The following is a 24272-nucleotide window of genomic DNA, read 5'->3' as shown; positions in this document are numbered from 1 at the left end:
CCGCCCCAGGAACGCCGTGAATCCGCCGATCAAGGGCAAGGCCACTTCACTTGATATCGCGCACCTGGCCGGGGTTTCCCAGCCCACGGTCTCGCGCGCGCTGCGCGGCAGCCCGATGGTCAACGAGGAAACCCGCAAGCGTATCCAGGCCATCGCCGAGCAGCTGAACTACAAGGTCGACAAGAACGCGTCGAACCTGCGCACCCAGCATTCGGGGACCATCGCCCTGCTGTTCTTCGAAGATCCCACGCCGGATGATTCGCAGATCAACCCGTTCTTCCTGTCCATGCTGGGCTCGATCACCCGCGCCTGCGCCTTGCAGGGTTATGACCTGCTGATCTCGTTCCAGCAGCTTTCCACCAACTGGCAGGCCGATTACGAAGACAGCAACAAGGCCGACGGCCTGATCCTGCTGGGCTATGGCGACTACCTGGAATCGCAGTCGCGGCTGGAACGGCTGGTGGAGCAGGGCACGCATTTCGTGCGCTGGGGCGCGGTGTTGCCGGGCCAGCCGGGTATCTCCATCGGTTGCGACAATTTCCAGGGCGGGCACGACATCACCATGCACCTGCTGGCGCAGGGCCGCGGCAACATCGCCTTCCTGGGGCATGCGTCCAACCATTACCCCGAGTTCTTCGAACGCTACCGCGGTTACGCGCATGCCTTGTTGACCGAGGACCGGCGCGTGCAGCCGCTGCTGCAGGTCGATGCCGTCACCACCGAGCAATCGGGCTACGAAGCGGCGCGCGTCCTGCTGGAAAAAGGCATCGCCTTCGACGCGGTCTTCGCGGCCAGCGACCTGATCGCCATCGGCGCGATGAAAGCCCTGCACGAACATGGCCTGCGGGTGCCCGAAGACGTGGCGGTGGCGGGCTTCGATGACATCCCGATGGCGGCTTTCGTAAACCCCAGCCTGTCCACCGTGCAGCAGGACACCAAGCTGGCGGGCAGGATCCTGGTAGAGACGCTGCTGGCCCTGATCAATAACGAGCCGGCAGAGAGCCGGACCATTCCGGTCAAGCTCGCCCTGAGGCGTTCGTCCGGCGCCCTGTGACTTTGCCGCACTGCGGCATTCGGCATATTCGGCAATCAGGCCATACGCGCTTCGCGACTTGCGTCGCTCCTACAAAGCCGGCCCGGCAGTGATCGGGGCGCTTGTGCCTGTAGGAGCGACGCAAGTCGCGAAGCCAGTAAATCCCGGCCTCCCGCAATATTGGCAATCAGGCCATGCGCGCTTCGCGACTTGCGTCGCTCCTACCAAGCCGGCCCGGCAGTGATCGGGGGCGCTTGTGCCTTGTAGGAGCGACGCAAGTCGCGAAGCCAGGAAATCCCGGCCTCCCGCAACATTGGCAATCAGGCCATGAGCGCTTCGCGACTTGCGTCGCTCCTACAAAACCAGCAGGCAGGAGCAGCCGAGCAAGCCCGGCGCTACGGAGCTGGACATCGGGACTCCACTCCAATCGTCCTCCCGGCCTTTTGCGACCTCGTGGCGTCGTGAAGAGGGCCAGAAGGCCGCGCCTTGCTCCTGCACTGGCCGGACTCAGCGATCCTTGCGCGCCATGGAATCAGCCAGCTTCGCGCGCAGGTCCGTGCGCGTCAGCGGCTGGTCGAAGAAGAGCACGCGGACGCCGTGCGCCGGGACCACGATGCGCAGTTGCTTGCCGACCTTGATCCTCGCCTTGCTGAAACCGTCCCGCCAGTTGCCCGCCTGCAGGTGTTCATCCAATTCGACCGTGCGCGCCTCATCGCCCTTGTTCAACATCACCAGCGCGGTCTGGGCCACCCCGTCGTGTTCGTAAACGCGGTAGAACGCGGCTTCATCGCCCTTCATCGACAGGTTCAGCTGCAACCCGCGCTGCAGCGCCGGTGATTGCCGGCGCAGGTTGGCGATGCGTTTCAGTGCCGGATAGATCGGGCTTCCGGCCGCTGCATCCACGCGCTCCTGCCCGTAGTAGTTGCGGTTGCCCATGTGTTCGGCACGGCCGCGCATGAAGCCGGTTTCCGATCCGTAGTACACCGCCGGGATACCGCGCGCGGTGAACAGCCAGTTGTTGGCGTCGATGAAACCCTCGTCGCTGGCGTTCATGCGCGCCATGTCGTGGTTGTCGTAGAAGGTCACCAGGTCATAGGGATTGGCGTAGGGGCCATCCTCCAGGTACAGCGCCGTGGCCAGCTCGGCGAAATCGCTGCCCTTCTTCTCGAAGGTCGCCGCCATCTTCCCGCGCATCGGAAAATCGAGCACGCTGAAGTGGCCGTTGCGTTCCAGCGTATGGCCGGCGATCAGCGCGGCGTCGTAGTTGAACGCCTCGCCGAACATGAAGAAGCCCGGCCGCTTGGCGCGGATGCGGTCGGCGAACTGCTTCCAGAACGAATGCGGAAGCCAGGCGATGGTGTCGACGCGGAAGGCCGCGGCGCCCTGGTCGATCCATTGTTCGTACGCACCCACCAGGTACTCCAGCACCGCCGGATTGTCCTGGTTGAAATCCGACAGCTGCACCAGGTTGCCGCGGGTGTTGTAGAAGGCGTGCAGTGGATTGCGCGCAGGATCCAGCTTAGACGGGTCCAGGTTCTGGTGGTCGGCAATCAGCTTGCCGTTGCGGTCATACACCTTCCCGTACTGCGGCTGCATCACCGGCATGCTGAAGGCGGGCGAGCCGTGGTTGCCGACGATATCCAGCACCACGTCCAGCTTCTGTTCCTTCATGGCCCGGGTGAAGCCGGCGAAGTCCAGTCCCGCGCTGGGCAGGTGCTCATCGAGCTTGTAGAAATTGATGCCCCAGTAACCATGGAAGCCGGTCTTGCCGCGGTCACTGAAACTGCTGCCCCACACGGCCGGGGTTCCGCCAGTGAATGCCTCGTCCGGGTTGTCCACGATCGGCGTCACCCATACCGAAGTGAAGCCCATCTCGCGGATGTAACCGGCATTGTCGACGATGCCCTTGAAGTCGCCACCCAGGTAACCGATGTTGTCGCTCTCGCCGGCCGGCGCGCCCGGCGTGGGCACGTCGAAAGTCCCGTTCTTTCCCCCCTGGTCGCGATGATCGTTGGAAGGATCGCCATTGACGAAACGATCGGTCAGCACGAAGTAGACCGCTTCGCTGGCGAAGGGCTCGGTGGTCCCATAAAAGCCGTCGCCATCGGCCGCCTGCGCGCCGCTGGCGAGCATCGATACCGCGCACGCGGCAACCAGGGCGAGCCTCTTGATGAGGATGGTATTTTTCACGCGACCGTCTCCTTCTGTACCCGCAGCACGCACAGGCCGGCGATGACCAGGCTGACGCCGCCGATCATCAGGGCATCGACAGGCTGGTTGTTGAAGAATGTCTTCACCAGGAAACCCAGCAGGCTGGCGGCGACCAGCTGCGGGATGACGATGAAGAAGTTGAAGATGCCCATGTACACGCCCATCTTCCTGGCCGGCACCGCACCGCTGAGCAGTGAATAGGGAATGGCGAGGATCGCGGCCCAGGCGACGCCGATGCCGGCCATGGGCAGCAGCAACAAGTGGGGGTCGGCAATGAAGCGGAAGGAAAGGAACGAGAGGCCGCCAATGACCAGGCAGGTCAGGTGGGTGGCGCGCAGGCCGATGCGGCGCGAAAGGGGAGCCAGCCCGAACGCCGCCAGTGCCGAGAACGCGCTGTAGGCCGCGAACAGCACGCCCACCCAGTCCGCGCCATCGTTGTAGGCAGCCGAGGTGGTGTCCGTGCTGTGGAAATGCAGGGACGTCACGGTGGGCGTGGTGTAGATCCACATGGCGAACAGGGCGAACCACGAGAAGAACTGCACTACCGCCAGCTGCCGCATCGTCGCCGGCATGTTGCGCATGTCCTGGATGATTTCACCCAGGCCGCCGCCGCGCCTGCCGCCGCCGGTGACCAGCAGCAACAGCGCGTACGCCGCCAGTCCGACCGCCAGCAGATAGAGCGATTTGTCCAGGGCGTAGTAGCGGATGCACACCGCCAGGATTGCAGCCGGGACCGCGAAAACCGCCACTTCCGTGGAAAGCCGTGCATTCGATGACGGTGCCAGGGCGGCCAGCGCGGTAGATCCGGCGTCGTCGAAACCCTGCAGCTGTTCCGGCGGGTATTCACGGGTCCGCAGGATCGTCCATCCCATCGCGCAGATCAGCACCGCGCCGCCGATGTAGAACGACAGGCGCACGCTGGGGGGTATTTCGCCCAGCGCCGCGGTATTGGCCACGCCCAGGCGGCTCAGTATTTCCGGCAGCAGGTAGGCCACCACCGCGCCGGCGCCGATGAAGAAGCTCTGCATCGCGTACCCGCGCGTGCGCTGCTCGGGCGGCAACTGGTCGCCCACGAAGGCGCGGAAGGGCTCCATGGAGACATTGATGGAAGCATCAAGCAGCCACAGCATGACCGCGGCGAACCACAGTACCGACGAGTTCGGCATCACGAACAAGGCCAGGGTGGTGAGTATCGCGCCGACCAGGAAATAGGGCCGCCGCCGTCCCAGCCGGGTCCAGGTACGGTCCGAGTAGTAGCCGATGATGGGCTGCACCAGCAGGCCGGTCATCGGCGCGGCGATCCACAGTACGGCCAGGTCGTCCATCTCCGCGCCCAGAGTCTGGAAGATGCGGCTCATGCTGCCGTTCTGCAGGGCGAAGGCGAACTGGATGCCGAAGAACCCGAAGCACATGTTCCAGATCTGCCAGAACGACAGCCGCGGTTTGTGCTGACTGGCCGGCATGCCTGCAGAGTGCATATTCATTCCCTGTCCCCTCATTGCGACTCGGGACATGGTGCAGGCATTGCCGCTGGAAACCATGCTGCAGTGCAAACACTTTCCGGTGTTTCCATTGCGCGCCAGCCGTGCGCATGCGCATGTGCCGATGCGCGAAGATGCCTTGTTTAAAGGGGTTATCCCGACTTTTTCGCAAAATGGCGTGGCCGGTTGACGTGTGGCCAGCCAGTGTGACGGCCTGCAGGTGCATACGTATTCATGGCCTGGGCACCGGCATGGACAACACGCATTTACGCGCGCCATGGAATAGTGGCTGCCGATCAGCGCACCGGCTTGGCGCGCGCTTTCAGCGTTGGGGAAGGGAATGTCGATGGCACACTGGTGGCGCGGCGCGGTGATCTACCAGATCTACCCGCGCAGCTTCATGGATACCGACGGCGATGGCGTGGGCGACCTGCCGGGCATCGTGGACAAGCTGGATTACGTGGCCGGCCTGGGCGTCGATGCAATCTGGATCTCCCCGTTCTTCAAGTCGCCGATGGCCGACTTCGGCTATGACATCGCCGACTACCGTGACGTCGACCCGCTGTTCGGCACCCTGCAGGATTTCGACCTGCTGCTGGCCAAGGCGCATGCCCTGGGCATCAAGGTCATGATCGACCAGGTGCTGAGCCATTGTTCGGTTGAACACGAATGGTTCCGGGAAAGCCGCGAAAGCCGCGACAACCCGAAGGCCGACTGGTACGTGTGGGCCGATGCCAAGCCCGACGGCAGCCCGCCCAACAACTGGATGTCGCTGTTCGGTGGCGTGGCGTGGCGCTGGGAACCCAGGCGCGGCCAGTACTACCTGCACAACTTCCTGTCCTCGCAGCCCGACCTGAACTTCCATAACCCGGCCGTGCAGCAAGCCACGCTGGACAACGTGAAATTCTGGCTGGACAAGGGCGTCGACGGCTTGCGCCTGGATGCGATCAATTTCTGCTTCCACGATCGCCAGTTGCGCGACAACCCGCCCAAGCCCGAGGACAAGCGGGTAGGGCGCGGCTTCAGCCCCGACAATCCCTACGCGTTCCAGTACCACTACTACAACAACACCCAGCCCGAGAACCTGGTGTTCCTGGAGAAGTTGCGGGCGTTGCTGGACCAGTATCCCGGTGCCACCACCCTGGGTGAAATCTCATCGGAGGATTCACTGGCGACCATGGGTGAGTACGTCAACGAACGCCGCCTGCACATGGGCTACAGCTTCGAGCTGCTGACCGACGACTTCAGTGCCGCCTACATCCGCGGCACCGCGCAGGCGCTGGAAGCGAAGATGGCCGATGGCTGGCCTTGCTGGGCCATCTCCAACCATGACGTGCAGCGTGCGGTCACGCGCTGGGGCGGCGCTGCGCCCAACGCCATCCTGGCCAAACAACTGGTCGCGCTGGTCTGTTCGCTGCGCGGTTCGGTGTGCCTGTACCAGGGCGAGGAACTGGGCCTGGGCGAGGCTGACGTGCCCTACGAAGACCTGCAGGATCCGTACGGCAAGACCTTCTGGCCCAACTTCAAGGGCCGCGACGGATGCCGCACGCCGATGCCCTGGGACGACAGCGCGCAGGCCGGCTTCAGCAGCGGCCGCCCATGGTTGCCGATCGCCGACGCGCATCGCGCGCTGGCCGTGGACGGACAGGAACGCGATCCGGAATCCACCCTCAGCGCCACGCGCGGGTTCCTGCGTTGGCGCAAGTCCACGCCGGCGCTGCAGTGGGGCGACATCCATTTCCTCGACACACCCGAGCCGGTGCTGGCCTTCATCCGCAGCTTCGACGGCCGGCAGATGCTGGTGGTGTTCAACCTGTCCGCCAGTGCGGTGGAGTGGCCAATCCCCGGCGGACGCCACGCGCAGGCCGTCGAAGGTCATGGCCTGGTCGCAGGCCAGTTGCAAGGCAACGTGCTTGTGTTGCCCGCGCACGGCGTGTTCTACGCCACCATTGACTGAGTTCATCACGCTGAAGTAAAGCCACCGGCTGGTTGCGCCGACAGGTGGAAAAGCCGCGGGTCGGCAAGAAGCCTGAACCTGCTGCCGGCCGTGGCCGGTGCGCCGAGCGTAGCGGGAATTACGGATGCGATAGGCCGCGGCGGAATCATTGCCTTGTACCGATGCCGTGCTGCGTGAGCGCTGCGGAACAGTGCAATCGCGTGCTGCGCTGCAACGTGAACAGGCGCACGTCCACGCACACAGGTTATTCAAGTTCGCATTGGCTTTTGTTTTGAACGCATGCCGGCCATGGCGCACATGACAACCGTTGCAGTGGTGCACGGACTGGCGCCATGAATACGTATGCAGCACAAGTTGTGCGGCAAGTGCCACGACTACCATTGCCGCACGTACCGACGGCGGTTTTCGCACACGGGCGCACGGGGCACGCACTGCAGTCGATCGACGCGGCATGCATCCCGGAACAAACGAAAGACCAACCATGGGAGTGGCGGGGAGATGGTGAAGTTGAAGCGTAATCTGTTGAGCGTGGCGTTGGTGTCCGCAATCACACTGGCGGCCAACGGTGCCTATGCACAGACGGCTGACGAGACTGCAGCAGAAACTGCTGCACAGGCCGCAGCCAAGAAGGAAGCCGCCAGCAAGGATGCAGTGGAACTGGGAACGGTGACCGTCACCGGCATCCGCGCCGGCATCGAAGGCGCGATATCGGTCAAGCGTGACTCCACTTCCATCGTCGAGGCGATCACGGCCGAAGACATCGGCAAGTTGCCGGATGTCAGCATTGCCGAATCCCTGGGCCGCCTGCCTGGCCTGGCAGCGCAGCGCGTCGCCGGCCGTGCACAGGTGATCAGCGTGCGTGGCCTGTCACCGGATTTCTCCACCACGCTGCTCAATGGTCGCGAGATGGTCAGCACCGGCGACAACCGCAGCGTCGAATTCGACCAGTATCCATCCGAGCTCGTCAGCGGCGTGACCGTGTACAAGACCCCTGACGCCGGCCTCATCGGCCAGGGCCTGTCAGGCACCATCGACATGCAGACCGTGCGCCCGCTGAGCTATGACGGGTCAGCGGCCGTCGTCGGCATTCGCGGCCAGCGCAACTCCCTGGGATCGGCGGCCAACCGCGATGCCACGGGTGGCCGTTACAACTTCAGCTACATCGACCAGTTCGCTGACAACACCTTCGGCATTGCACTGGGTTTTTCCTATTCCAATACGCCCATCCAGGAAAACCAGGTCGGCCTGTACGAACCCTGGCAGGCCATCGGCGACAACTGGCGCCCGGGCGTGCCCGCGGGCACCTTCTACTCCGACGGCATCAAGGCGCTGCGCCGCACCGGCGAGCAGACCCGCACCGGCATCATGGCCACGCTGCAGTACCGGCCTTCGAATGCCTGGACCAGCACGCTGGACATGTTCCACTCCTCGGCCGAGCAGGTCGATACCGCCAACCAGCTTGAAGTCCATATCGGCGACTACAACGGCGGCTATGGCCGCTTGAACGTCACCAATCCGGCCATCAACGGCGACAACACTTTCACCGGTGGCACGGTCGCCAACGTTTATCCGCTGGTGCGTGGCATGTTCAACAGGCGTGAGGACGAGATCAACGCCTTTGGCTGGAACAACGAATTCACCGCCGGCCAGGCGCGCATCGTCGCCGACATCGGCTGGTCCCGCGCCAAGCGCGACGAGCTCAACCTTGAAAACAATACGCAGATGCTCCCGGCACCACAGCTGGACACGCTGCAACTGTCGATCAGGAACAACGGCTTTTCCCAGATCAATCCGGGCAGGGACTATTCGGACCCGAATGCGCTTTTCCTCACCGGCACGATCTACGGTTCGGGCTATGGCAAGGTGCCCAAGGTCGTCGATGAACTGAGGACCGCCAAGCTGGCTGTTTCGGTGCCTGCGCCGGCCTGGTTCAAGTGGTTTTCGGATATCGATTTCGGCCTGAATTACGCCGACCGTGAAAAGAACAAGCGCCAGCCCGAAGGCAACATCAATCTTGGCGCGCAGGGCAACACGACCATCGCGTCCAACCTGCAATTCTCGCCTGTCAACCTGGGCTTCGCTGGCGTGGGCTACATCCCCGCGTGGAACGTTCCCGGTGCGGTTGCCCAGTACATGACTTTCGAACCCAGCGCCACGGCGTTCCCGTACCTGGTGGCCAAGGCCTGGGACGTGACCGAGAAGACCACTACGGCCTACCTGCGCGGCAACATCGACACTGACTGGGGCGACGTCAGCGTGCGCGGCAATGTGGGCGTGCAGGTCCAGCGTACCGACCAGTCTTCCGATGCCATCCGGCTCAGCGGTGGCGGTAATCCGCAGCCAATCCACCTCGGCAAGACCATCACCGACGTATTGCCGAGCATGAACCTGGCTTTCGGCTTCAGCGACGACCAGACCTTGCGTCTGGCCCTTGCACGGCAGGTGGCGCGCCCGCGCGTGGACCAGATGCGCGCCTCGCTGGAAGTGAGCGCGTCGGATGGTCCGAACCCGAACAATGGCAGCAACCTGCGTGACAGCTTCGCCAGCGGCGGCAACCCCGAGCTCGACCCGTGGCGTGCCAACGCCTTCGACATTTCCTACGAGAAGTACTTCGGCACCAGGGCGTATGTCGCGGCTGCCTATTTCTACAAGGACCTGCAGTCCTACATCTACACCCAGACCGATCCTTTCTACGACTTGTCGCTGTACACACCTGACATCCCCACCAATCCGAACAATCCCGGCGTCGGGGTCAACCCGATCGGCAGCTACTCCAGGCCGGTAAACGGCGAGGGCGGGACGCTGCAGGGACTCGAGCTCACTGCATCGTTGCCGCTGGAGATGGTCTCCGACGCGTTGGAAGGCTTTGGCGTCGTGGCCAGCGCGACCTTCAACGACAGCAACATCACCATCCGTGATCCTGAAAGTTCGACCAGCGTGGGCAGCGGCGACATCGGCCTGCCCGGGCTGTCCGATCGGGTCTACAACCTGACCGTCTACTACGAAAGGAACGGCTTCGAGGCACGCGTCAACCAGCGTCGACGCTCTGACTTCATCGGCGAAATCGGCAACTTCAACGGCAACCGTACCTTGCGTTATGTCGTCGGCGAAAACATCACCGATGCTCAGGTCAGCTACACCTTCAGCGACGGGTCCGCCTTCAGCGGCCTGTCCCTGCTGTTCCAGGCCAGCAACCTGACCAACGAGGCCTACCGCACCTACGCCGGCACCAAGGACCGACCGCTCGAATACGCCGAGTGGGGCCGGACCTTCCTGCTCGGGCTGACCTACAAGTTCTGATCGGCACCTGATGCAAACCAGAAGGGCTGCGGGAAACCGCAGCCCTTTTTGCGTGGGCGGGACCCAGCGTCTGCTCTCTGCTTCCCACCTTCACCTTCCAACCTGTCATCCCGGCGAAAGCCGGCACCCCTGTGGAACCATAAGCGCGACAGAGGGGCCAGCAACCGCCGGGTCCTGGCTTTCGCCGGGATGACGAGCTGTGGGGTACCGGCGACCCTCATGCGCCGGTTCTGAAACCTGGCGCGCGGGGTGGCGGACCCCAAACGCCGCCCCTGGAACGCCGCACGTGGGCTCAGCGACCTCACATGCCGGCTCCTGCACCCCGCGTGCGGGGTCTGCAACCCCACGCGCGGGCTCAGCGACCTCACGCGCCAGCTCCCGCACCGCACGCGCCGACCCCTCAACCCCACGCGCCGACCCTCCAACCCCACGCGCCGGCTCCAGCACCGCACGTGCGGGGTCCGCGACCTCGCACGCCGCCCCGAAAACCCCGCGTGGCCGTTCGCCCACAAAAAACCGCCTGTGCGGGGCTCTGCTGTTGCAATGTGCGCACAGGCTGCGGCTTCGGGCTCGGCGCTTTGCGTGAGGGAGAAGCCAGTGTCCTTGAGCGGTTCCTTCAGGTCGCAGGCGTCGCCGACCCGCTTGATCTGGCCGAAGCCCTCCAGGGCGACATCCCTGATGTCGTTACCCTGGGCGCCGAGGGTGTGGTCCGGCTGGGGAATGCGGGCGCCGTCAGCTGTTTGCACACCGTCCCAGGTGAGCCCTGTCCTGCTTGCGTGGGTAACCCGCCGGAGGCATTCGGTTTGAGTGATCCACCTGGGCGAAGTGGCCGCACCGGCGCACGGGTTGTCACAAAAAAAGGGCTGCGGTTGCCCGCAGCCCTTGGTGATCCTGTGGTGGAGCGGAGGGGGATCGAACCCCTGACCTCCACGATGCGAACGTGGCGCTCTCCCAGCTGAGCTACCGCCCCAGGTACGGAGGAAGTCTAACGCCATGGGCGCGTGCGACGCCAGCCCGAGGCCTGTCCGTTGTGGCTGGCGGAGGCGGGCGCATGTTTTTTCCAGTGTCCGGACGCAATAAAGGCCGACCCTTCCGGGCGAGGTGGAGTATCGTTCGCGGCATCGCCGCATGTCGCTTTTCCCATCCGGGCGTGAGCGCCGGCAAGAGAACGAAGCAGGATCAAGAGCAACCCTTCCCCAAGCCTCCCCTGCTGCGCAAGGGGGCAAACGCCCAGGCTTGATTACCCATGTCCGCTTCGCAGGCCTTATCCCTGCGTGCCGGCCAGAACCGCCAACCCATCAGGATTCCAGTGAGAAAGACCTACACGCTCAATATCGAAGGCAAGAACCGCGATCGTCTGCTGGAAGCCAGCAAGCACGATATCCGCAAGTACCTGAAACGCGAGCGCAACAAGACCTTGCCGGCGGGCGTGGACTACTGGGATTTCGATACCAAGTCAGGGGTGGACGAGGCCAGTGCAGTCGTGGTGCCTTACGCCGACCTGTTCCCGTCCATCGATGCCCTGGTGGCCGGCGGTGGCGACCAGTTCTATGTCGAAGTGGTGAGCAAGGCGGGCCATCGCAGCGTCAAGCCGCCGCCGGCCAATGTGTGGGGCGCGTCGGGTGAGGAGCCTGGCGAAGACTGAGGGCAACCCCAGCGCAGGGCGGACTGGGCGCCAATCCCGATCATCTGGAAAGCCTTGGCCACCCACGCTGCGCCTGTGCGCGCACCCTCGTCTTTTCAATGCGAGTCCGGTGAGCCGGGCGATGCCTCTCCCAGCGCGGCCGCAGCACGCAGCTTGTCCTTCCGGCTGGGCCGCGTGCCCTTGACGCCGCCGGTTGCGGCCGGATCGGCGGCATTGGCAGGCAATATTTCCACCGGCTCGAACCCCGCGATCCGTTCGCGCGGCACGCGCAAGCGTTCGCGCTTCTCGATCAGCCGGAAATGCGCCTGGGTGGCGGCACTGACGAAACTGATGGCGATACCGCTTTCGCCCGCGCGGCCGGTGCGCCCGATGCGGTGGGTGTAGTCGTTGGTGGAACGCGGCAGGTCGTAGTTCACCACCACCGGCAGTTGCGCGATGTCGATGCCGCGTGCCGCCAGATCGGTAGCCACCAGCACGCGCACGTGCTCCTGTTCCTGCTTGAACTCGCGCAGCACCCGCGTGCGGCGGCCCTGGCTCAGTTCCCCATGCAGCGCCTCGGCCGGGATGCCACCCTTGGCAAGTTTCTCGGCCACCACTTCGGCTGCATGCTTGGTTGCCACGAACACCAGCGCACGGTTCCAGCCTTCCTGCAGCAGCAGGTGTTTCAGCAACTGGGTGCGCTGCCCCGGATCCACCTCGATGGCGCGCTGCTGGATGTCAGGCGCCGACACCGATTGTGCCTGCACTTCGATGCGCCGCGGATCATGCAGCAAGGTGCCGGCCAGGGTTTCAATCGCAGGCGGGAAGGTGGCGGAGAACAGCAGCGTCTGCCGTTGCACGGGAAGCAATGCCAGTATGCGGCGCAGTTCTTCCTCGAAGCCCAGGTCCAGCAGCCGGTCTGCCTCGTCCAGTACCAGGGTGCCGACGTGCGCAAGGCTGAGCGCGTTGTTGTCCACCAGGTCCAGCAGACGGCCGGGCGTGGCGACCACGATGTCGGCACCCCAGCGCAGGTCGATCATCTGCGGATTGATGGAAACACCACCACTCAACACCGCCACCTTGATGCGCGGCGCGAGGTGACGGGCGAACCGGGTGAAGGTGTCGCCCACCTGCGCAGCCAGTTCGCGCGTGGGCACCAGCACCAGGCTGCGTACCCGCCGCGGCGGTGCCGGCGAAGCCTGGGTGAACTGTTGCAGCAGCGGCAACGCAAACGCCGCCGTCTTGCCCGAGCCGGTCTGCGCGCAGGCCAGCAGATCGCCGCCTTGCAGGATCACCGGAATGGCCTGGGCCTGGATTGGCGTAGGCGCCGCATAGCCCTTTTCCTGCAGTGCGCGCTGCAGCAGGGGAAGCAGTTCGGGGGAAAAGCCCAGTGAGGAAAACGGCATGCAGGGAGGTCTCTGGATGGGCTGGCTACGCCGGCAGTACGGGCGGGCAGCTACCGCGCCAGTCTAAACGCTACCGCTGTGCCGGCAGCCTTGTGATGCTGGGTGCCCTGCGGCCGTCGGCACGATCAGGGCCACGGTTATGGTCGGGACGTTCAGGAGCAACCGGGCAAGCCCGTATCAGTCGCCCAGTCCCGTACTACTGCGCCTGCGGCAGCATCGGTGCCAGTGCGGGTTCCAGGATCTCGCGGCGCCAGCCCGACAGCGCGGTGGGCCAGTGGCCGGTTTCCTGCAGCGATTCCAGGTAACGGCGCGAGGCGAGGATGCCGTCGGGCAATCCCAGTTCCGTGCTGCGCGCGGACACCGCATCCTGCATGCGTTTCAGTGCGGCCTTGTCTTCGGTGCTGGCATTGCGTGCCAGTGGCATGTGCGGTTCGTCGTCGAACGCGGTGTGCAACGCCTGCCAGATGGCGTCGCCGAGTTTGCGTGGGGCCTTGGGATGCGCTTCCAGCTGCGACTGCAGCTGCGCACGGTCAGTTGGTGGCATGCGTGCGAACTGCGTGGCCAGTTCATTGTCCAGGATCCAGCTGCGCGGCTTGTCGCTGGAACGCGCCTGCACGTCGCGCCAGCGCAACAGTCGCATCAATCGAAGCTGGGCGTCGCCTTCCAGGAATTGCGCGCTGCGCATGGACAGGTGCGGCCAGCGCTCGCCGTCTTCGTTGGCGTTGGCAAGCATGCGGGCGCCGTCCTGGTCCAGCCAGTCGCGGCGGCCCAGCGCGCGCAGGCGCGCATCGAGTTCGTGGTAGATCGCGCCCAGGTGGACCACGTCGTCGGCGGCGTACTCCAATTGCGAATCGCTGAGCGGACGACGCAACCAGTCCGATCGCGTCTCGCCCTTGGCCAGCGCCACGCCGGTGATTTCCTGCACCAGCTTCTGGTAGCCCATGCCACCGCCTACGCCGGACAGCGCCGCGGCGATCTGGGTGTCGAAGAGCGGGGCGGGCAGGGCATCGCAGTCGTGGGACAAGGCCACCAGGTCCTCGCTGGCGCTGTGCATCACCTTCAGCACGCCTGGATCGGTCAACAGGGGGCGCAGTGCGTCGGCCATGCCCGGCACCAGCGGGTCGACGAGCAGTATCCGTTCGCCTATCGACATCTGCACCAGCGCCAGTTGCGGCCAGTAGGTGCGTTCGCGGACGAATTCGGTATCCAGTCCCACCCATGCGGGGGGATCCTGCAATTGCGCCCGCAATGTGGCGGGCTGGTCTATCCAGAGGGGCACGAAATCTCCACGTGAATGCATCGGTTGCAGGAGCGGGCGACAATAGCCTAACGTCGGTCCGCCTGCGGCAGGTGGACATTGTGGAGGAAGATGCGCCTCATCCGGTACCTGTTGCTGTTGTCGTCACTGCTGTTGGCCGCGTGCAAGCCCGCGCCCGAAGCAGTTGCGCCGGCCACGAACGATCGGACCGAAGCGGTGGACCCACGCCTGCCGAGCATCACGGTCAGCGGCGATGAGAGTGGAGCGGCAGCGTGGAACTGGCAGCCGCCCACGCCGCAGCTCACCCTGGAAGGAATCCCGGCGGCCAGACGCGAAGCGGCCGATGCACTGGCACGGCAACGCCTGTTCGAGCGGCCCGGTGATGCCATTCCCCTTTACCTGGCCATCCAGTCCCTGCTGCCGGGTGACGAGCAGGCCGCCGCCGGACTGGAGAAGGCTTTGCGCCAGTTGCTTGCCGAAGGCGGGCGGGCGCTGGGCGACGCCGATGACCAGGCCGATGCCCTGAGCCGGGCCGGTGAAATCGCAGCGGTCGCGCGCACGCTGGCGCCAGAGGACGAGCGCGTGGCGGCGTATCTCGAGCGCGTCGACCGGGCCGATCAATTGTGGAAATTGAATGCCGAGGGCGAGCGCGATCTGCGCAACGGCCAGCTTGGAAACGATGGCTCCGGCGTGGTGGAAGGATTTCGCGAAGCGCTGGCGCTGAGTCCTGGCCAGGCGCGTGCGCAGCAGGGACTTGCCGCGTCCGAGAGCGCGATGATCCGGATGGCCGAAGAGCAGGCGCTGGCGGGCGATTTCGAGCTTGCCGCGCGCTGGCTGGGGCGTGCAGCGGGCGTGCGTGACAACGCAGCCACCATCGAAGACGCCCGCCAGCGGATCAGCGCCATCCGCAACGCTCGCATTGCTTCCTTGCGCGAGTCCGGCACCCGTGACCTCAAGACCATGCGCGGGCTGCGCACGGCGCGGCTGCTGCTGGCCGAAGTGCTGCGCATCGCCGAACCGGGCGACCCGGTGGCGGCCGATTTCCGCGAGCGCATCGACCTGGCCACCTACTACGGCAGCTTCAAGCCCGGCCAGGCCTTCACCGAAGCGCTGGCCAATGGCGGCCGTGGACCGGAAATGGTGGTGGTCCCGCACGGCGGATTCAGCATGGGGGCAAAGACCCAGGAGGTAGGGGCGGCGGAAACCGAAAAGCCGGCGCACTACGTGCGTTTCGACCGCGGCTTCGCGATGTCCCGTCAGGCGGTAAGCGTGGCCGAGTTCCGGCGCTTCGTGCAGGCCACCCGGTACCGGCCGCGGGCGACGCGGCGCGGCCACTCCACGGTCTACGACGAGCGCAGTGGCAATTTCGTCCGCCGCAGCGGAGTGGACTGGCAATCGGACTACGCCGGTGGGCGCGCCGCCGACAGCCTGCCGGTGCTGCATGTCAGCGTGCGGGATGCCGAGGCCTATGCGGAATGGCTGTCCGCGCAAACCGGCCACGGCTACCGGCTGCCCAGCGAGGCCGAGTTCGAATACGCGGTGCGGGCGGGCAGCCAGGGCCGCTACCCTTGGGGAAACAGCGGCGTGCCACCCGGCCGCTTCGGCAACCTGACCGGGGGCAACGACGTTTCGCCCAGTGGCCGCCACTGGAACAATGCCTTCGTTTCCTATGGCGACGGGTTCTGGGGGCCGGCGCCCGGGGGCAGCTACGCGCCGAATGCATGGGGGCTTCACGACCTGGGTAGTAACGTCAGCGAATGGGTCAGCGATTGCTGGCACGCCAGCTACCGGCGCGCCCCCGCGGATGGTGCGTCGTGGTTCAATCCCGGCTGCCGTTCGCGGGTGGTTCGCGGCGGTTCCTGGGCCAGTTCCCCGGCCCAGGCCAGGGCGGCGTGGCGTTCGGCATCGGACTCGGATATGACTAATGCGCGGGTGGGTTTCCGCGTCGTGCGTGGCATCTAGGGCAGGGAGAGAAAAATGAGCAACGATCCATTCGGCCAAGGCCGCCAGCAACAGCAACAGGGCGCGTCGCGTGGCCGGGGCCTGTTCGGCAACGTGCGCTGGCTGATCCTGGCCGGGTTCGCCATCTACGCCGTGGTCAGCTGGATGGGCAGCAAGGAGACCGACCCGTATACGGGTGAGGCCGCGCATTACGGCGCTTCGCCTGAAGAAGAAGTGCAACTGGGCGCGCAGGCATTCCAGGAGGTCGTGGGCGATGCCAGCGCGCAGGGCGCACTGCTGCCGCCGGACAGCCCGCAAAGCCAGGCGGTCAACCAGATCGCCAAGCGCCTGATCAATGTGGTGGACCGGGTCAGCGCCGATCTCGCTGCCGCCAACGGCGTGGAGGCGCCCACCACTTACCGCAATTTCGAATGGAGCGCGGCGGTCATCGATTCGCAGGAAGCCAATGCCTTCTGCCTGCCGGGCGGCAAGATCGCCGTCTACACCGGCCTGCTGCCGATTACCCAGAACAACGATGCCCTGGCCGTGGTCATGGGCCACGAAATCGCGCACGCCTTGCTGCGGCACGGTTCCCAGCGCATGGCCCAGCAGAAGCTGGTGCAGATGGGACAGATGGCCGCAGGTGTTTCAGGCATCGACCCGCAGGTGATGTCGGCCATTGGCGCCGGCGTCCAGTACGGCGTGGTGCTGCCATATGGCCGGAACCATGAGAGCCAGGCCGATGAAGTCGGCCTGATGCTGGCCGCCGCCGCCTGTTTCAACCCGGAAGCATCGGTGCCGCTGTGGAACCGGATGTCCGAGATGGAAGGTGGCCAACGGCCGCCCGAATTCGCATCCACCCATCCCGATCCCGCCAATCGCATCCAGCACCTTCAGGCGCTGATGCCACAGGCCAAGCAGTTCTACGCGAAGTACTGCGGGCAGGGCGCGGGCGCGACAGGTAACACGGGCAGTCGCTGATGCGCCGCGTGCTCTGGCTGGCGATGCTGGTGGGCGCGTTCGCGTGTCCCAGCCTGCAGGCCAGGATCGTCGACCAGGCAGCGAACGGTTTCACCCTGGAAAATTCGGAGTGGGTGCCCGCCGATCCGCACACCAGCTGGAAGTCGTTCGTCAACGATGTAGGCCACTGGTGGCCTGCCGATCACAGCTGGTGGGGCGACGCTTCGAAGCTGTCGATCTCGGAAAGGGTGGGCGGCTGTTTCTGCGAACTCAACGGCGCGCAACAGGCCTGGCACATGACCGTGACGTTCGTGGATCCCGCCAAGCTGATGCGCATGACCGGGGGTCTGGGTCCGTTGCAGGGCATGGGCCTGGATGGTGTGCTGGAGTGGCGCTTTGCTGCGGAAAAGGGTGGTACCCGCATCACCCTGTGGTATCGGGCCGGCGGCTACACGCCAGACGACCTGGGAAAATTCGTGCCCGTGGTCGACAAGGTGCAGGCGCTGCAACTGGGTGGCCTGGCAGCGTATCTTCGGAAGCAGGCTCCCCGTCCCTAGTTCGCCGGGCTTCCACGTTGATTCGCGCGTGGTTTCGATCTGACCCCTGATCCGTCGATGACGCGCGGCGGATTGCTCAGAAGCTCATGAAAAGCCCGCCGTTGACCGGTACGTTCGCCCCGGTGATATAGCCGGCTGCGTCATCGCTGAGGAAAGTCACGGTGCGTGCGATATCCGCCGGTTGGCCCATGCGTCCGGCGGGAATGGAGCCGCTGATCCGGGCCAGGACTTCGGCAGGCATCGCGCCGGTCATCGCGGTTTCGATGTAGCCAGGGGAAATGCTGTTGACCGTGATGCCCTTGGTGGCGGTTTCCCGCGCCAACGACATGGTGAAGCCGTGCAGGCCCGCCTTGGCGGCCGCGTAGTTGGTCTGCCCGAAATTGCCGGTCTGGCCGCTGACCGAGCTGATGTTGACGACGCGTCCGAAGCCGCGGGCCTGCATTCCGGCCATTGCGTGGCCGCACAGGTTGAACGCGCTGCCAAGGTTCACATCCAGCACTGCATCCCATTGCGCGCGGTCCATCTTGCGCAGCGTGGCATCGCGGGTGATGCCGGCGTTGTTCACCAGGATATCCAGCGAACCGCGCTCTTTCTCGATGCCGCGCACGAGCTCGCCGCAACTCTCGTAGTCGGCGACGTTGGCCGCCGCGAAATGGATGTCCAGGCCCTGGACTTCCTGGGCGAATGCGGCAAGCCGCTCTGCGCGCGAGTCCAGGTCCACGGCAATCACCGTGCGGCCGGCCTGCGCCAGGGCCTTGCAGATTTCAGTTCCCAGGCCACCAATGCCACCTGTGACCACGGCGATGCGCTTGCCCATGTTTCGGTTCCCCATAGTCTTGGCATAAAAAACCCGCGCATCGCTGCGCGGGCTTGCGGTATTACACAAGGAGTTCAGCGCGAGCGCGAGGTCTTCGGCGTTTCGCGTTGGGGGGTTTCCGGCTTCACCGCCGGGCGCGCCAGGCCGGCACCGCCGAGGTTGCGCTGGAATTCCTGCCACAGCTCCATGTTGCGCTCGGTCAGCTGGTTCATCATGGTCCACGGCGTCTGCCCCAGCATGCCGCCCATCTGCTGGCGGAACTGCTGCTGCTGTTCCATGAACAAGGTGACGCTGCGCTCCAGGTAGTTGCCCATGAAGCCCTGCATGGAATCGCCGTAGAAGCGGATGATGTGGCTGAGCAGTTGCGTGGACAGGATCGGCTCGCCGTCCTGCTCCTGCTCGGTGATGATCTGCAGCAGAACGGTGCGGGTGAGGTCGTCGCCGGTCTTGGCGTCGCGGACCTCGAAGTCCTCGCCATCCACGATCAGCTGGCGAACGTCCTCGATGGTGATGTAGCTGGAGATCTCCGTGTCGTAAAGACGACGATTCGGATATTTCTTGATGATGCGCATCGCAGCCATTGAGCAATCACTCTAATACCATTGGCGTGCAGCATGACGCAGCGCAGCAGGCGATGCAACAGGGCGGGCGGCGTAGCCTGGTTCCCGGGGACGCGGGTTGGATCCCTGCCCGGCGTGGGCCACGAAACCCCGCTCATGCCTCCCAACAGCCGGGAACACCAAGGGAGTCGCTGCTACCAGCCCATGTACTGCCCGCCATTGGCTGACAGGTTGGCACCGGTGATCCAGCTGGCTTCGTCGGGAATGAAGAAGGCAACGGCATATGCGATCTCGTCCGGAGTGCCCAGGCGTCCGGTGGGAATCTGCGCCACGATCTTGTTGCGCACTTCCTCGGGTACCGCCATCACCATGTCGGTGCCTATGTAGCCGGGCGACACCGTATTGACGGTGATGCCCAGCTTCGCGTTTTCCTGGGCCAGGGAGATGGTGAAGCCGTGCATGCCGGCCTTCGCGGCGGCGTAGTTGGCCTGCCCGTACTGGCCCTTGAGCCCGTTGATGGAACTTATCTGGATGATCCGTCCCCATTTGCGCTCGCGCATGCCGTCGATCACCGGCCGGGTCACGTTGAACACGGAGTTGAGGTTGGTGTTGATCACCTCGTTCCACTGGGCCGCGGTCATGCGGTGGAAGGTGGTGTCGCGGGTGATGCCGGCGTTGTTGACCAGGATGTCCACCGGGCCCAGCCTGGCCTCCACTTCGCGCACCAGGGCTTCGGCTTCTTCCGGCGAGGACACATCGCCCTTGACCGCAGTGAAGTCGTAACCCTTGGCGCGCATGTCCTGCAGCCAGGCCTGGGCCTTTTCCTCGTTGCGGTAGTTGGTGGCGACCTTGTGGCCCATGTCCGCGAGTTTCCTGCAGATGGCGCTGCCGATACCGCCGGTTCCACCAGTCACCAAAGCGACGCGTGCTGTCATGTCTGTCTCCTTGTCCGCGCCGATAAGCGGGGTCGCAAGGATTCTAGACAGCGTTGGTGTCAGTCTCGTTGTGCACTGCAGCGAGTGGGATGCTGCGGCTGCGGGGGAGTTGTGCGGGGGCAAAACACGTCCGTGCGATTGCCAGGAAGGAAGCGACGTCATTCGCGGCCCGGCCTGGCAACCCGGTTTGTCCCAGTGCCCGCCACGCGGCGTGCAGGGCCGGCAACGGCGCAAGGGCGTCGACGGGGATCGCTGCGGATGACTTGGACAACTTGTTGCCCCCTGCATCGGTGATGACGGGCAGGTGCAGGTAACGAGGTGTCGTCAGCTCGAGTGCCTGCTGCAGCAGGATCTGGCGGGGCGTCGAGTCGAGCAGGTCGGCGCCGCGGACGATATCGGTCATGCCCTGGTCCGCATCGTCCACGACCACCGCCAACTGGTAGGCCCACAATCCGTCCGAGCGTTTCAGGACGAAATCTCCCACGTCCCGCCAGAGGTCCTGGGTGATGCTGCCCTGCAGGCCATCGACGAATGAAATCCGCGCGCCTTCCGGTACCCGCAGTCGTATGGCCTTGCCAGCACGCTTGCCCCTGCCAAGGCAATGATGGTGGATGCCGTCGTGGGCCGCGAGGTCCGACCGGCTGCATTGACAGAGGAAGGCCTTGCCCTCGTCCAGCAGCCGGTCGACCGCGGACTGGTAGAGCGCGCCGCGCTGGCTTTGTGATTCGACGGGCGCGTCGGTGTGCAGGCCAAAGGCACGCAGGGCGGCCAGTTGCCCGGCGGCCGCACCTTCTATTTCGCGAGGGGGATCCAGGTCTTCCACCCGCACCCACCATTGGCCGTGCGCGTGGCGCGCCAGCAACCAGCTGCCCAGTGCCGTGGTGAGCGAGCCGAAGTGCAGCGGTCCGGTGGGCGAGGGCGCGAAACGTCCGCGATAGGAAGGGCTGTCCGGCATCGCCGGCATTATCGGCAAAAACTGAATCACCAGTCAGCTGGCTGCTTGAATTCACTGGCGCCCAGCCGCAGATCGCAATGGCCGTGGTTGATGACCTCGGCCGTGCCCCCGGATCAACTGGAGTTCCCCCGTGTTCAATCGCGTCGCCCTGTTCCTGGCTACCAACCTTGCGGTCCTGCTGCTGGCGGGCGTGGTCATGTCCCTGCTGGGCGTGCATCCCGGCCAGATGAGCGGCCTGCTGGTGATGGCGGCGATCTTCGGCTTCGGCGGCTCGATCATTTCGCTGCTGTTGTCCAAGACCATGGCCAAGCGCGCGACCGGCGCCCAGGTCATTACCCAGCCGCGCAACGAGGGCGAGCAGTGGCTGCTGGCCACCGTGCAACGCCAGGCGCTGGCCGCAGACATCGGCGTGCCCGAAGTCGCGGTTTACGATGCGCCCGAGATCAACGCCTTTGCCACGGGCGCCAACCGCAACAAGGCGCTGGTGGCGGTATCAACCGGCCTGCTGCGCAGCATGAGCCGCGACGAAGCCGAGGCCGTGCTGGGCCATGAAATCAGCCATGTGGCCAACGGCGACATGGTCACCATGGCGCTCCTGCAAGGCGTGCTCAACACCTTCGTGATCGTGCTGGCGCGTGTGGTCGGCGGCATCATCGACAGCTACCTGTCGGGCAACCGGGAAAGCCGCGGGCCCGGCCTGGCCTATTTCCTGATCGTGATGGTGCTGGAAATGGTGCTGGGCCTGTTCGCGACGATGATCGCGATGTGGTTCTCACGCCGGCGTGAATTCAGGGCCGATGCGGGCGGCGCCTCGCTGGCGGGACGCGCAAAGATGATCGCGGCGCTGGAGCGCCTGGAAGCCAGCCACCGCCCCAGCACCTTGCCGGCGCAGGTCGAAGCCTTCGGTATTGCCGGGGGCATCGGCCAGGGCCTGAAGAAACTGTTCCTCAGCCATCCACCCATGCAGGAACGAATCGCGGCGTTGCGCCAGCAGGCCACCGCCACGGTCCAGGCCGGCACCGTCCGCTAGACGCGCCTGTCTTTTCTCCAGGCAAAAAAAAGCCCGCCGCAAGGCGGGCTTTCTGCTTGCGATCATTCAGGAGAAATCGTAGTTCATGGTCGCCGAGGGCGAGGCCAGGAAGAAGCCCTCCACGAAGTCCACGCCAGCGCCGAACAGGAAGCTCATGGTGGCCGCGTCCTGCACGAATTCGGCAATGGTATGCATGCCTTCGGCGCGGGCCCGCGCGGCAATCTCGCGGATCTTCGGCTGATGCTCGGTCATCTTGGCCTGGTCTTCGGTGAAGCTGCGGTCGATCTTGAGGAAGGCCGGCTTGAAGTGGGCCAGCAGCTGGAACGAGTCCAGCCCGGAACCGAATTTTTCCAGCCCCACCTTGCAGCCCAGGCGGGTGGTGCCGGCCAGGAAGACCTGGGCCTGGCGCAGGTTGGTGAACACCTTGGCTTCCTGTACCTGCAGCCACAACCGGTCGGCCGGCACGGCCTGTTCGGCGAGCTGCTGTTCGATCAGGGTCAACAGGCGGTCGTCGGTGAACGAGAACGGGCTGACCTTGACCAGCATGCGAGTGTCGTGGCCGCCGCGCATGCGTTCGCCGATGATCTGGATGGAACGCTTGACCACCCAGCGGTCCAGCGCATCCAGCATGCCGTTGTCCTCGGCGATGCCCAGGAAGGCTTGCGGCTGCACCAGCTCGCCGTTGTTCTCCAGGCGCAGGAAGGCCTCGTAGAGCTCGCCCGGTTCGCCCTGCAGGCTGACCACCGGCTGGAAATGCAGCAGGAAGCCGTCGTTCTCCAGTGACTCGCGCATCAGCGTGACCCAGCTCTGCACGCGTTCTTCCTCGGCGCGGTCGACGGCGCCCGGGTCGAAGATCTCGCTGCGGTTGCCACCCAGTGCACTGGCGTTCTGAAGGCTCTCGCTGGCGCGGTTCAGGACCTGGCCGACGGTGGCGATCTTTTCGCCGATCTGCACGCCGCCGATGCTGGCGGTGATCACCGCCGAGCGCGCGCCCACGTTGATCATGTTGGACGCGAACGCCGCCAGCACCCGCTCGCTGAGTTCGGCCGTCTGCGCATGGTCGCCCTTGAGCAGGACGGCGAAACTGCGCTCGCCGAAGCGCGCGGTGATGGTGCCAGGCTCCAGGTGCTCGACCAGGCGGGCAGCCAAGCCGGAGATGAGGGCATCGGCCGAGTCCAGGCCGAAGTCCTGCAGCAGGCGCTGGTAATGGTCGGGTTCCACCAGCAACAGCGCGTACTTGCCTTCGCCGTGGGCGATCTTGCTGACCACGTCCTCCAGCGCATGCAGGAAGGTGGAGCGATTCAGCAGGCCGGTGACCATGTCGCGCTGGCGCAGGTCCTCGACCTCGCGGGCCAGTTCCGGATCCTGCTCGAATTCGCGCCGGCGGAACACCACCTGCACGCAGGATTCGCCTTCGTAGGTGGCGGTGGCGAACTCCAGCGCCGCCGGGAAGCTCTGGCCGTCCATTGAGCGGGCTTCCAGCTCGAAGCGTGGTGGCGCCTCGCCCTTGGCCAGCTTCTTCAGCAGCAACTTGAACTCGGCCACGTACTGCGGCGCCACCAGGTCCAGCAGGGACAGGCCTTCGACGTCCTCGAAGGATTCGAAGCCGAACATCTCGAGGTAGGCCTCGTTGGCGCGGATGTGCATGCCTTCGTGGATGTAGGCGATGGGATCGCGCGAAGAGGAGATCAGCGCATCGCAGCGGCGCTCGGTTTCACGCAGCTGGGCCTCGAGCAGGCGCAGTGCGCGGCGCGCCTCCAGGTCGGTCCATTCGTTCTGCAATACCTTCAGCAGGTGTTCGTAGCGCCCGCGCATGGCGATGGCGCGCGCACCCAGGGCCAGGTCGCCGATCAGGGAGTTCTCGTCGACGCTGTCGGCCAGCGCGATCACGGGGATGTCCTTGCCGCTGGCCGCCACCTGGGCCAGCACCGCTTCCAGCGAAATGGCCTGCGAGGACTTGGCGGCCAGCACCAGGTCGATGGGCTGGGAAGCCAGCGTGCTGGCCAGTTCCGCCGCATTGAGCGGGCGATGGGGGCGAATGGCAATGCCGCCATTGCGGAACGCGCTGACGACGGCTTCTGCGTCTTCGCCACTGTCGTCTACGATCATCAACCGGATCGTGGTGTCTTTGCCGATCTGCATGCATCACATCCGCCGGGGGAGCCGATTTAATACACGATGAGTGCGGAAGCGTCCATCGCCCCGGCTTCGGAACGGGGCCCCAGTCGCGCCTTTGAGGCCAAAGGG

The 24272-nt window shown here is 65.1% G+C and carries 18 protein-coding genes and 1 tRNA gene; 9 read left to right on the top strand and 10 right to left on the bottom strand.

The genetic code is table 11. The features are described 5' to 3' along the window. Positions 1-16: 16 nt before the first annotated feature. The gene (locus DT603_RS02170; protein WP_343037701.1) at positions 17-1054 is read left to right on the top strand and encodes a LacI family DNA-binding transcriptional regulator; all 1038 of its coding nucleotides are present in this window, start codon (positions 17-19) and stop codon (positions 1052-1054) included. A 486-nt stretch (positions 1055-1540) separates the two neighbouring features. On the opposite strand, the gene DT603_RS02165 is transcribed toward DT603_RS02170, so the two are convergent. Together DT603_RS02165 and DT603_RS02160 are read right to left on the bottom strand one after the other, a co-directional pair. Beyond that, complete coding sequence (locus DT603_RS02165; RefSeq protein ID WP_162348355.1) at positions 1541-3166, bottom strand: alpha-amylase family glycosyl hydrolase; 1626 nt, start codon at positions 3164-3166, stop codon at positions 1541-1543. A gap of 53 nt (positions 3167-3219) precedes the next feature. Beyond that, entirely contained in the window at positions 3220-4728 is a 1509-nt protein-coding gene (locus DT603_RS02160) for an MFS transporter (RefSeq protein WP_246191520.1), read from the bottom strand. 28 nt (positions 4729-4756) lie between these two features. Here DT603_RS02160 and DT603_RS02155 point away from each other — a divergent pair, with 28 nt between their 5' ends. The 3 genes from DT603_RS02155 (at position 4757) to DT603_RS02145 (ending at position 9982) form a co-directional block, all read left to right on the top strand. After that, the gene (locus tag DT603_RS02155) at positions 4757-4915 is read left to right on the top strand and encodes a hypothetical protein (RefSeq protein WP_162348192.1); all 159 of its coding nucleotides are present in this window, start codon (positions 4757-4759) and stop codon (positions 4913-4915) included. A 150-nt stretch (positions 4916-5065) separates the two neighbouring features. Further along, a complete protein-coding gene (locus DT603_RS02150; RefSeq protein WP_162348191.1) occupies positions 5066-6682 on the top strand; it encodes an alpha-glucosidase family protein in 1617 nt (538 codons plus the stop codon). 498 nt (positions 6683-7180) lie between these two features. Next, positions 7181-9982 (top strand): TonB-dependent receptor, encoded by a 2802-nt coding sequence (locus DT603_RS02145; protein ID WP_162348190.1) that lies wholly within the window; start codon positions 7181-7183, stop codon positions 9980-9982. 894 nt (positions 9983-10876) lie between these two features. On the opposite strand, the gene DT603_RS02140 is transcribed toward DT603_RS02145, so the two are convergent. Further along, a tRNA-Ala gene (locus DT603_RS02140) sits at positions 10877-10952 on the bottom strand. A gap of 339 nt (positions 10953-11291) precedes the next feature. Here DT603_RS02140 and DT603_RS02135 point away from each other — a divergent pair. Continuing rightward, positions 11292-11627 (top strand): DUF6172 family protein, encoded by a 336-nt coding sequence (locus DT603_RS02135; RefSeq protein WP_162348353.1) that lies wholly within the window; start codon positions 11292-11294, stop codon positions 11625-11627. A 95-nt stretch (positions 11628-11722) separates the two neighbouring features. Here the strand turns inward: DT603_RS02135 and DT603_RS02130 are convergent, their stop codons facing one another. Both DT603_RS02130 and rnd read right to left on the bottom strand, forming a co-directional pair. Further along, the gene (locus tag DT603_RS02130; RefSeq protein WP_162348189.1) at positions 11723-13012 is read right to left on the bottom strand and encodes a DEAD/DEAH box helicase; all 1290 of its coding nucleotides are present in this window, start codon (positions 13010-13012) and stop codon (positions 11723-11725) included. Between the two features lie 196 nt (positions 13013-13208). Then, positions 13209-14291 carry a ribonuclease D gene (gene rnd, locus DT603_RS02125; protein ID WP_162348188.1) on the bottom strand — a complete coding sequence of 361 codons (1083 nt, stop codon included), beginning with the start codon at positions 14289-14291 and terminating at the stop codon, positions 13209-13211. Positions 14292-14381: 90 nt separating this feature from the next. Here rnd and DT603_RS02120 point away from each other — a divergent pair, with 90 nt between their 5' ends. From DT603_RS02120 to DT603_RS02110, 3 genes are read left to right on the top strand one after another with little or no spacing between them, the layout of a single operon-like run. Further along, positions 14382-16232, top strand: a complete 1851-nt coding sequence (locus DT603_RS02120) for a formylglycine-generating enzyme family protein (protein ID WP_162348187.1) — start codon at positions 14382-14384, stop codon at positions 16230-16232. Between the two features lie 15 nt (positions 16233-16247). After that, entirely contained in the window at positions 16248-17192 is a 945-nt protein-coding gene (locus DT603_RS02115; protein ID WP_162348186.1) for a M48 family metallopeptidase, read from the top strand. Continuing rightward, on the top strand, positions 17192-17728 hold the full coding sequence (locus DT603_RS02110) for an SRPBCC family protein (RefSeq protein ID WP_162348185.1): 537 nt from the start codon (positions 17192-17194) through the stop codon (positions 17726-17728). Before DT603_RS02115 ends, DT603_RS02110 begins: the two co-directional genes overlap by 1 nt. 76 nt (positions 17729-17804) lie before the next feature. Here the strand turns inward: DT603_RS02110 and phbB (DT603_RS02105) are convergent, their stop codons facing one another. From phbB (DT603_RS02105) to gluQRS, 4 genes are all read right to left on the bottom strand, one after another. Beyond that, positions 17805-18545 (bottom strand): acetoacetyl-CoA reductase, encoded by a 741-nt coding sequence (phbB, locus tag DT603_RS02105; RefSeq protein ID WP_162348184.1) that lies wholly within the window; start codon positions 18543-18545, stop codon positions 17805-17807. Positions 18546-18619: 74 nt separating this feature from the next. Then, positions 18620-19126, bottom strand: a complete 507-nt coding sequence (phaR, locus tag DT603_RS02100; protein WP_162348183.1) for a polyhydroxyalkanoate synthesis repressor PhaR — start codon at positions 19124-19126, stop codon at positions 18620-18622. 173 nt (positions 19127-19299) lie between these two features. After that, positions 19300-20040 (bottom strand): beta-ketoacyl-ACP reductase, encoded by a 741-nt coding sequence (gene phbB / locus DT603_RS02095; RefSeq protein ID WP_162348182.1) that lies wholly within the window; start codon positions 20038-20040, stop codon positions 19300-19302. Between the two features lie 43 nt (positions 20041-20083). Further along, positions 20084-20995, bottom strand: a complete 912-nt coding sequence (gene gluQRS, locus DT603_RS02090) for a tRNA glutamyl-Q(34) synthetase GluQRS (RefSeq protein WP_162348181.1) — start codon at positions 20993-20995, stop codon at positions 20084-20086. Positions 20996-21125: 130 nt separating this feature from the next. Here gluQRS and htpX point away from each other — a divergent pair, with 130 nt between their 5' ends. Then, entirely contained in the window at positions 21126-22025 is a 900-nt protein-coding gene (htpX, locus tag DT603_RS02085; RefSeq protein WP_162348180.1) for a protease HtpX, read from the top strand. A gap of 66 nt (positions 22026-22091) precedes the next feature. Here htpX and DT603_RS02080 read toward each other — a convergent pair whose 3' ends face one another. Further along, complete coding sequence (locus tag DT603_RS02080; RefSeq protein WP_162348179.1) at positions 22092-24167, bottom strand: GGDEF/EAL domain-containing response regulator; 2076 nt, start codon at positions 24165-24167, stop codon at positions 22092-22094. Positions 24168-24272 lie beyond the last annotated feature (105 nt).

The sequence above is a fragment of the Pseudoxanthomonas gei genome (assembly GCF_010119615.1).
Taxonomy (GTDB): Bacteria; Pseudomonadota; Gammaproteobacteria; order Xanthomonadales; family Xanthomonadaceae; genus Pseudoxanthomonas_A; species Pseudoxanthomonas_A gei.
This window is presented reverse-complemented; position numbering and strand designations above follow the sequence as displayed.

What these genes read in the sequence shown, in the direction of transcription:
- DT603_RS02115 (WP_162348186.1), top strand. Translation starts at nt 16,248, where the DNA reads ATGAGCAACGATCCATTCGGCCAAGGCCGCCAGCAACAGCAACAGGGC.
- DT603_RS02155 (WP_162348192.1), top strand. Translation starts at nt 4,757, where the DNA reads ATGGTGCAGGCATTGCCGCTGGAAACCATGCTGCAGTGCAAACACTTT.
- phbB (WP_162348182.1), bottom strand. Translation starts at nt 20,040, where the DNA reads ATGACAGCACGCGTCGCTTTGGTGACTGGTGGAACCGGCGGTATCGGC.
- DT603_RS02120 (WP_162348187.1), top strand. Translation starts at nt 14,382, where the DNA reads ATGCGCCTCATCCGGTACCTGTTGCTGTTGTCGTCACTGCTGTTGGCC.
- DT603_RS02110 (WP_162348185.1), top strand. Translation starts at nt 17,192, where the DNA reads ATGCGCCGCGTGCTCTGGCTGGCGATGCTGGTGGGCGCGTTCGCGTGT.
- DT603_RS02160 (WP_246191520.1), bottom strand. Translation starts at nt 4,728, where the DNA reads ATGAATATGCACTCTGCAGGCATGCCGGCCAGTCAGCACAAACCGCGG.
- DT603_RS02165 (WP_162348355.1), bottom strand. Translation starts at nt 3,166, where the DNA reads ATGCTCGCCAGCGGCGCGCAGGCGGCCGATGGCGACGGCTTTTATGGG.
- phbB (WP_162348184.1), bottom strand. Translation starts at nt 18,545, where the DNA reads ATGGGCAAGCGCATCGCCGTGGTCACAGGTGGCATTGGTGGCCTGGGA.
- gluQRS (WP_162348181.1), bottom strand. Translation starts at nt 20,995, where the DNA reads ATGCCGGACAGCCCTTCCTATCGCGGACGTTTCGCGCCCTCGCCCACC.
- DT603_RS02080 (WP_162348179.1), bottom strand. Translation starts at nt 24,167, where the DNA reads ATGCAGATCGGCAAAGACACCACGATCCGGTTGATGATCGTAGACGAC.
- DT603_RS02145 (WP_162348190.1), top strand. Translation starts at nt 7,181, where the DNA reads ATGGTGAAGTTGAAGCGTAATCTGTTGAGCGTGGCGTTGGTGTCCGCA.
- phaR (WP_162348183.1), bottom strand. Translation starts at nt 19,126, where the DNA reads ATGGCTGCGATGCGCATCATCAAGAAATATCCGAATCGTCGTCTTTAC.
- DT603_RS02150 (WP_162348191.1), top strand. Translation starts at nt 5,066, where the DNA reads ATGTCGATGGCACACTGGTGGCGCGGCGCGGTGATCTACCAGATCTAC.
- DT603_RS02130 (WP_162348189.1), bottom strand. Translation starts at nt 13,012, where the DNA reads ATGCCGTTTTCCTCACTGGGCTTTTCCCCCGAACTGCTTCCCCTGCTG.